Here is an 8,979-nt window from a genome sequence, read left to right on the forward strand (position 1 = left end):
AGCGTAAGTTCAGTTGCAGCAAACTACAGGCTTTTTTATTTTATTTTAAAGCTTTAAGTTTATTTAAAAGGTCAATATATTCTCCTTCTAGTAGTTCCTTTTTCTCTAGATTGGTTTCAAAGGATAATAAAGATATTACTTCAGAAAGTTTGTTTTCTAATAGCATTATTTTTTCTTTATTTGCCTTTTCATTTTTAGAAGCTTTAGGTTTAGACTTAAAATTCATATACTCATCATAGCTACCATCAAATTTATGGATTTCATTATTTTCTATTTCTAATATATAGTTGCAAATGTTTGAAATGAATTTTCTATCATGAGAAACTATTAATAAAGTTTTATTAGTATTTTTAAGAGCATTTTCAAGAGATTCCATGCACTTAATATCTAAATAGTTAGTAGGCTCATCAAGAATAATAATATTATTATCAGAAAGTAATAGCTTACAAATAGCAACCCTTACTTTTTCACCACCACTTAGGGTAGAAACTTTTTTATAGACAGTATCACCTTTAAATCCAAAACCATCAAGATTAATTCTAATAAAACTTTCTTGATATGAGGAGTTAACTTGAATATTTTCTAATATTGTTTTGTCTTTATTTAGTATATCCTGTTCTTGATCAAGAAATCCAAATATAACATTATTTGAAATTTTTATATTTTCATTATCATTTTTTATTAATTCTTTTAATAGAGTACTTTTACCAGAGCCGTTTTTACCAATTAGAGCTACCTTCTTACCTTTTTTTATTTTAAAGTTAGCATTTGATAATAATATTTTATCATTTACTATAAGATTTAAGTCCTTAACTTCAATAGGATTTTTGGCTGTAAGTTCTAAACTTTCTATTACATTTATTTTTACTTCTTTTATATCTTTTGGTTTTTCTTTTACATCTAGATGGTCAATTCTACTTTTAATTGCTTTAATGTTATTATCAATATTTTTCTTAGCTTTTTGACCTCCCATTTTATGAAGTCTTGCTTCTGAATTACCCATTCTTTTAGGAGTTCTTTTTATATTGTTTTTAAGCCCTTCTTTCACTAGGATCGCTTCTTCAAGCCTTCTTTTTTCTGTTATATATGAGTTATATTCATTAGTTTGTCGTTCTCTTTCTAATTTTTTTAGATCTAAATATTTTGAATAGTTACCTCTATAGAAGTTCACTTTCCCATCTTCAATTTCAACTATGATATTGCATAAAGCATCTAGAAAATTTCTATCATGAGATACTAAAATAAAGGAGCCAGTATGATGTTTAAACATTTTTTCTAAAGCTTCAATACTATTACTATCTAAATTAGAAGTAGGTTCATCTGCAATTATTAATTCTTTATTTTCACTTAAGGCATTAGAAATTTTAAGCTTTACTTTTTCACCACCAGATAAATAATCTTTATATTCTTTAGGAGCATTAAATAAGCTAGTGACCTTACTAATAGAAGAATTTTCTTTATAGTTTTCTATTTGGCTAATATAAGAAAAGCTATTAGTTAAATAAACACTTCCAGAATCAGCTTCTTCTTCACCTATTAATATTTTTAAAAGAGTACTTTTACCAGCACCATTTTCACCTACTAATCCTATTTTATCTCCTTTTAAAATTTCAAATTTCTTGATATCTAATATTAATCTATCTCCATAATATTTTTTTACATTATTCATTAATGCTAATTGCATAAAAAAATCCCTCCTTATTTTTGGAGAGAGCTATAGACAAATAAAAAAGGCAACACAAATAAACCTCTAGTCAATAATCTACTCTCCATAATTTTGCGCACAAGAAAAAAGCCTAAAGACCACTTTTATATGCACTAAACTAAATTAAAGTAGATTACATTCTCATTATTGAAATTACCTTTACCTTTCCTATAATAAATTTATTTGAAGAAATAATTTCCTCATTTATATTATATATAAAATTTGTTTTTTTAGATAGTGTAATGTTTAGAAAATTATAAAAAATATGTGATTTTAGCTTTATATATAAAATGGTATAATTAAAATAATAATTTAGAAGAAAGGAAGAGGTATGAGTAAATTTTTAAAAAAAGAAATTAACAAATTAAATAAAAAAGAAAGTAAAATAATTAATAAAAAAAGCAATAAGATTATTAAAGATAAATTAACACCAATCTCTGATAAAATAGAAGAAAAGATTCCAGATAAGTTAAAATCAACACTAGAAAGTGCTTTTTATAATGCTTTTAAGGTAATTTTTAAAAATGGCAGTAAATATATAGAAAAGCTATATGATAAAGATAAGATAGAATTAGAACATGAGGTAAATGATAAGTATTTAAATAAGAAAATGACAAGAAAAAGTTTAAAGTTAATTGATTCTCATGGAAAGAAAAGTAAATTGTTAAATTCAACTATTTCTACCTTTGAGGGAGTAGGGTTAGGGCTTCTAGGAATAGGGATACCTGATATTCCACTATTTATTGCTATGATTTTAAAAACTATATATGAAATTGCTTTAAGCTATGGATTTAATTATGAAGATGAAGGCGAAAAAATATATATTTTAAATTTAATTAATGTTGCATTAACAAGTGAAGAAGAAAAATTGGTATATAGTGAAAGATTAAATAAAATAGAAGAAAAAATTCAAACAGGTTTGCAGTTAGAAAATCTTTTAGATGAAGAAATCAAAGAAACATCCAGAGTATTATCTAATAATTTGTTAATAGCTAAGTTTATACAGGGCTTACCAATTGTTGGTGTAGTAGGTGGAATTACAAATTATAAATTTATTAGCAAGGTAAGCAAATATGCAAGGATTAAGTATAAGAAGAGATATTTAAATAAATATTAGATTATTATAATTTTATTTTTAGAAAGGTGAGTAAATGAAAAAAACAATAGGAATACTTGCGCACGTAGATGCAGGAAAAACGACATTTTCAGAACAATTATTATATCATACAAATAGTATTAGAAATAGAGGAAGGGTAGATCATAAAAACTCTTTTTTAGATTCTCATAATATAGAAAAGGAAAGAGGAATTACAATATTTTCTGATCAAGCTATTTTTGAAATAGGTGATTCAAAATATTATCTTATTGATACACCTGGACATATAGACTTTAGCTCAGAGATGGAAAGAGCATTAAGTATATTAGACTATGCAATTTTAGTAATAAGTGCAGTAGAAGGAATACAAGGTCATACTTATACTATTTGGTCATTATTAAAAAAGTATAATGTGCCAACCTTCTTTTTTATTAATAAGCTGGATAGAACAGGTGCTAATTTAGAAAAGGTATTAGAGGAAATAAGAGAAGATTTAACTAGTGATATATGCTATATAAATAAATTAAATAATCTTGAAGAAGAATTAATAGAATTTATATCAGAAAGAGATGATAATCTTTTAGAAAGATATTTAAATGGTGATTATAATGAAATGGAATGGATTTATAATCTTAAAAAGCTAATAAAAGAAAGAAAAATTTATCCTTGTCTTTCTGGAAGTGCTCTTCAAGATGATGGAATTGAAGAATTTATAAATATATTTAATCAATTATCCTTTAGTGAATATAAGGAAAATGATAATTTTTCAGGACGAGTTTATAAAATAAAGCATGATAATAATGGAACTAGGCTCACATTTATAAAAATATTAAAGGGAAGTTTAAAGGTTAGAGATGAATTATCTTATGGTAAAGGTAATGAAATAAGTGAAAAAATCAGTGGTATAAGAATTTATAATGGAAGCAAATTTAGTACAGTAGATAAGGCTATTGCTGGAGATTTAGTTGCAGTTACTGGACTATCTATGTTTAAGGCTGGTGATGGTATTGGAGAAATAAAGGATAATATAATCTTTAATATGACTCCTACATTAAAATCAAAGGTTATTTTTGATGATAGTTACAATATTAAAGATGTACTAAGATACTTTAAAATATTAGAAAGTGAAGATCCAGCTTTAAATGTTATCTGGAATGAAGCAGTGCAAGAAATACAAATTTCAATTATGGGGAAAATTCAATTAGAAGTATTAAAAGAAGTATTAGATGAAAGGTTTAATTTAAAGATAGACTTTGGGCCTTGTGAAATAATGTATAAAGAAACCATAGATAATATGTCTTATGGATATGGACATTTTGAGCCATTAAAACATTATGCAGAAGTTCATTTAAAATTAGAACCTAATAATAGGGGAGAGGGAATAACCTTTGAGAATAAATGTCATGCAGATGATTTAACTACAGGACATCAAAATTTAATTAAAACACATATATTCGAAAGAAATCATCATGGACTTTTAACTGGCTCACCTATTACAGATATAAAATTCACTTTGTTAACTGGAAGAGCTCATAATAAGCATACAGAAGGTGGTGACTTTAGAGAAGCTACTTATAGGGCTATTAGACAAGGATTAGAAAAGTGTGAGAATGTGCTTTTGGAACCATATTATAAATTTAAGATAGATGTTGATTTAGAGTATATGGGAAGAGTGATTTCAGATATACAAAGATTAAATGGTACTTTTGATCCTCCAGAAACAAAGTTAAGTAAGGTTACTATAATAGGAAGGGGACCTGTAGCAACCTTTATGGATTATAGTGCAGAGATTCTTACTTTTACAAAGGGCAAAGGAAGTATAAATTTAATTTTTGATGGCTATGATATTTGTCATAATCAAGAGGAAGTAATAGACAAGTTAGAATATGATAAAAATGCTGATATTGAATATTCATCAAGCTCAATTTTTTGTTCTAAAGGTCAAGGATTTGTGGTTCCTTGGATGAAGGTGGAGGAATATTTGCATTGTGAAATAAAAGAGTAAAAAAATAAAGCAGAGACTGTTATTTAAATTAGTTTCTGCTTTATTTTTTATGTTTATAATATATAAATTTAAATATAGTACTAGAATTATAGATATGCTTCTATTTTAAAATTAATAATTAGAATAAGTGAGCTAATAGTTTATTACCTTCTTCAAAAACAGTTATAGTAAAGTAATTCCATGGTACTATAGTTGCACCAACTCTAGATATTGCAACTCTAATTTTAAAGGTTAAACCAGAATTAACTTTAGAATTTACGCCTTCATAAGTTACTCTATCTAATCTTACTATCATTTCTTCACCAGTAGATAATTCCATTTGAGATCTTAATGAGTTTAAATCTTTAACAAGCTTTTCTTTATCTTTTTCAGTTATTTTAGTATAGCCTTTATCAGCAGTATTATCATACGAAACTAGATAATCATATACTGAAGAATCCTCATTTAGGTACGAATATAATAAATCATTAATAAAATCAGTTTCTTTGTATTCACCAGGAGTATAGAAAATTGATTTTTGATCATCATAAATATTTGAACCTTCTTTAATCAGTGAAAGATCTTTTGAAGAGGCATAAGTTTTTCCAAAAGCCTGAAATGTGGTTGGTTGTATAGGTTCTTTAATATCTTCTTTAGTTTCTTCCTTTTCTTCGGAAATAGATATTTCAGTATTATTTAGATTTGAATCATTTTTGCTGTTAGAAGTTGAGCAACTAATTAATGTGAAAGATAAAGAAAGTAATAATAAAAGAAATAAATAATTTTTTTTCATTATATCCTCCGAAAAATCAATAGATTTGTGTATTATGTAATTTATTTTATGATAAATAGAAAGAAAAGTAAATTGCTATAATTATTGATAATAAGATTCAATAGAAATATAATAAAATAGAATAATTAATAGGAGGACATAAAAATGTCAGTAAAAATGTTGCATACTTGTATAAGAGTAATGAATTTAGAAAAATCTTTAAAGTTTTATCAAGAAGCTTTAGGATTAATTGTAACAAGAAGAAAGGATTTTCCAGAGCATAAATTTAGTTTAGTATATTTGTCAAATGTAGAAGGCGGATATGAAATAGAGTTAACTTACAATTATGATGTGGAAAAGCCATATGAATTAGGTAATGGATTTAGTCATATAGCAGTAGAAGCAGAAGATTTAGAAGCAATGAGAGAAAAACATGTTTCTTTAGGCTACGAAGTAACACCACTTAAGGGTCTTCCTGGAACTAAACCTTCATACTATTTTGTAACAGATCCAGATGGTTATAAAATAGAAGTAATAAGAGCTAAATAATATTAATCTAGTAACTTGTAAAAGTTACTAGATTTTTTTAAAAAAATATACATATACTAATTAATAGTAAATTGAATTGATAATTATTATTAATTAGTATATAATTAATTTATAACAAAAGTGGATAAATTATTCTAAAAAGGATGAAGGTGTATATATATGAGTAAAATATCAATTATTGGAGCAGGAGCAATTGGAGCAACTACTGCCTTTGCCTTATTACAAAAGGGAGTTGCTAGAGAAATAGTAATTAATGACATTAATCAAGAAAAAGCATTAGGTGAAGTTTTAGATTTAATGCATGGAAGTGCTTTGGCTAGTCCATGTAATGTTACACTTGGAGCCTTAGAAGATACTAAGGATTCAGATATTATTATAATTACTGCAGGAGTAGCACAAAAACCTGGAGAAACAAGATTAGATTTAGTAGATAAAAATTATAAAATTTTTAAAAGCTTTGTACCTACATTAGCAAAATTAAGTCCAAATGCAATACTTTTAGTTGTTTCAAACCCTGTAGACATACTAGCTTATATGACTTATAAGCTATCAGGATTCCCTAAGGAAAGAGTTATTGGATCAGGAACAGTGTTAGATACAACTAGACTTAGAAGTTTATTAGGTAAATATTTTGGAGTAGATGGAAGAATAGTGCAAGGCTATGTACTTGGAGAACATGGAGATAGTGAATTTGTTCCATGGTCATCTTTAACAATTGGAAACATTCCAATTGAGAATTTCTCAAATCAATTACAAATTGAATGGGATAAAGCTACAGAAAAAGTTATTGCTGATGATGTAAAAAATGCAGCTTATGAAGTTATTAATAGAAAAGGTGCAACAGCATTTTCAGTTGCAGCTGTTTTAACAAGAATAGTTGAAGCGTTTTTAAAAGATGAAAAAACTATATTATCAGTATCTACTTTATTAAATGACTATTATGGAGTAAATGATACTTATTTAAGCGTGCCAACAATAGTTGGAAAAAATGGAGTGGAAAAAGTGTTAAATATTGAATTTTCTGAAGAAGAAAAAGAAAAATTTGTTTCATCAGCTAATTTAATGAAAGAATATATCGATAGAATTAATGAAAACTAAATATTTATTATAAAAATGAAAAGTAGACTATAACTTATTTAATAAAGCTATAGTCTACTTTTCATTTTTATAAATTTTTATATAAGTTTTAAAATAATAAAGTTATACATATTATAGATTAGTTAATATTTTAATTAGAAAGGAATTTGTATGACGAGAGAAATTTTAAATAGAGCAATTAAAAATAAAGTTATAGGAAAAATATTTATATTTTTATTTTCAATAATTTTAATATATTTACTATGTTCAATATATTTTATTAATCACTTATTTATTAATACTAAGGTTAATGGGATAGATTTATCATTAAGAAAGTATAACGAAATAAATGAAGTTTTTTATAATTCTATAAATGGATATAGTATAAATATAGTAGGTAGGGATGGAAGAAGTGAGATAATTGATGGAAAAGATATAGAGATAACTTTTAATAAAAAAGATATTAAAAAAGAAATAAAAAGTCAACAAAATCCAATTATGTGGGGTAGTTCTTTAATATTAAAGAAAGAGTATTATATAGAAGATTTAATTGATTACAACAAGTACAAGCTAGATGAAATAATAGACAAGTTAGATATTCTTACTAAGAATATAGAAAAACCAATTAATGTTAGTTTTAAATATTTAGATGGGATTTACGTAATTGAACCAGAAGTATATGGAAATAAAATAGATAAAGAAAAATTAAAGAAAGCTTTAAGTAATAGTATATATAAAGGCGATGCTGTAATTAATTTAAATGAAAATCAATGTTATGAAGAGCCAGCATTTACTAGTGTTTCTGAAAAAACAATGGAAACAGAAGAAGTATTGAATAAATATATATCCACAAAAATAACTTATTTATTTGGGGAAAATAAAGAGGTTTTAGATGATAAAATTATAAAAGATTGGCTTTCGGTAAATGAAGATTTAGATGTTGTTTTAGATGAAAAAGCTTTAAATGAATATATAACATCTCTTTGTAATAAATATAATACAGTTGGAATAAGCAGGGAATTTAAAACATCTACAGGGAAAACCATAGAAGTAGAAGGTGGATATTATGGTTGGAAAATAAATTCAACAGCAGAAAAAAAGCTACTTAATGATTATATAAAATTAGGAGCTATTATAGAAAAAGAACCTCTATATAGTCAAGAAGGGTTATATAGAAATGAAGATGATATAGGAAATACTTATGTTGAAATAAATATATCAAGGCAATATATGTGGTTTTATAAGGAGGGAAAAGTTATAGCAGAAGGAGGGGTAGTCACAGGGGATCCAAGAAAGGGTTATTCAACCCTTAAAGGAACATATATGATTAATTATAAACAAAAAGATGCAGTTTTAAGAGGACCAGGATATGAAGCAAAGGTTAATTATTGGATGCCCTTTAATGGGAATATAGGAATTCATGATGCTAGTTGGAGATCTTCTTTTGGTTATAATATTTATCAAAACAATGGAACTCATGGATGTGTAAATTCACCTCTAAGCCTTGCTAAAAAAATATATGAGAATATTGAAGCAGGCACACCAGTTATATGTTATGAGGAGTAAAAAAATAATAATTTTATGATTAGTGCATTGAATTGTTTGGATTAAAGGTAAATTTAATTTGAAATTAGAGTTTTAAAATTAGCTTTATTTAACATATATACCTTTTTATTGCTTAAGGGATTATAATAATATTACCATGTGAATAAATTCTTATAAATTCCTTACCATCAGTGTAAGAAAATATAGATATTATTGGATATAGCAAAGAATGTAATAGCTATATCCTTTTT

General features: G+C 25.7%; 7 protein-coding genes. 5 read left to right on the forward strand and 2 right to left on the reverse strand.

Going from position 1 to position 8,979, the window contains the following annotated elements:
* Positions 1-40 precede the first annotated feature (40 nt).
* On the reverse strand, positions 41-1,684 hold the full coding sequence (cplR, locus tag ACQRD5_RS07170; protein ID WP_320627858.1) for an ABC-F type ribosomal protection protein CplR: 1,644 nt from the start codon (positions 1,682-1,684) through the stop codon (positions 41-43).
* 352 nt (positions 1,685-2,036) lie between these two features.
* Between cplR and ACQRD5_RS07175 the strand changes: the two genes are divergently transcribed.
* Both ACQRD5_RS07175 and ACQRD5_RS07180 read left to right on the forward strand, forming a co-directional pair.
* Positions 2,037-2,822: an EcsC family protein gene (locus tag ACQRD5_RS07175; RefSeq protein WP_294364804.1), complete on the forward strand. Its 786-nt coding sequence runs from the start codon at positions 2,037-2,039 to the stop codon at positions 2,820-2,822.
* A 34-nt stretch (positions 2,823-2,856) separates the two neighbouring features.
* The gene (locus ACQRD5_RS07180) at positions 2,857-4,806 is read left to right on the forward strand and encodes a GTP-binding protein (RefSeq protein ID WP_291626796.1); all 1,950 of its coding nucleotides are present in this window, start codon (positions 2,857-2,859) and stop codon (positions 4,804-4,806) included.
* Between the two features lie 118 nt (positions 4,807-4,924).
* Here the strand turns inward: ACQRD5_RS07180 and ACQRD5_RS07185 are convergent, their stop codons facing one another.
* The gene (locus tag ACQRD5_RS07185) at positions 4,925-5,578 is read right to left on the reverse strand and encodes a hypothetical protein (RefSeq protein WP_291626795.1); all 654 of its coding nucleotides are present in this window, start codon (positions 5,576-5,578) and stop codon (positions 4,925-4,927) included.
* A gap of 144 nt (positions 5,579-5,722) precedes the next feature.
* Here ACQRD5_RS07185 and gloA point away from each other — a divergent pair, with 144 nt between their 5' ends.
* The 3 genes from gloA (at position 5,723) to ACQRD5_RS07200 (ending at position 8,749) form a co-directional block, all read left to right on the forward strand.
* Entirely contained in the window at positions 5,723-6,106 is a 384-nt protein-coding gene (gene gloA, locus ACQRD5_RS07190) for a lactoylglutathione lyase (RefSeq protein ID WP_291626794.1), read from the forward strand.
* Positions 6,107-6,265: 159 nt separating this feature from the next.
* Positions 6,266-7,204, forward strand: coding sequence for an L-lactate dehydrogenase (locus tag ACQRD5_RS07195; protein ID WP_291626792.1), 939 nt, complete (start codon positions 6,266-6,268; stop codon positions 7,202-7,204).
* A 150-nt stretch (positions 7,205-7,354) separates the two neighbouring features.
* Positions 7,355-8,749, forward strand: coding sequence for a L,D-transpeptidase family protein (locus ACQRD5_RS07200; RefSeq protein ID WP_320627860.1), 1,395 nt, complete (start codon positions 7,355-7,357; stop codon positions 8,747-8,749).
* Positions 8,750-8,979: the final 230 nt, after the last annotated feature.

This window comes from Clostridium sp. SGI.024 (assembly GCF_050315195.1).
GTDB lineage: Bacteria > Bacillota > Clostridia > Clostridiales > Clostridiaceae > Clostridium.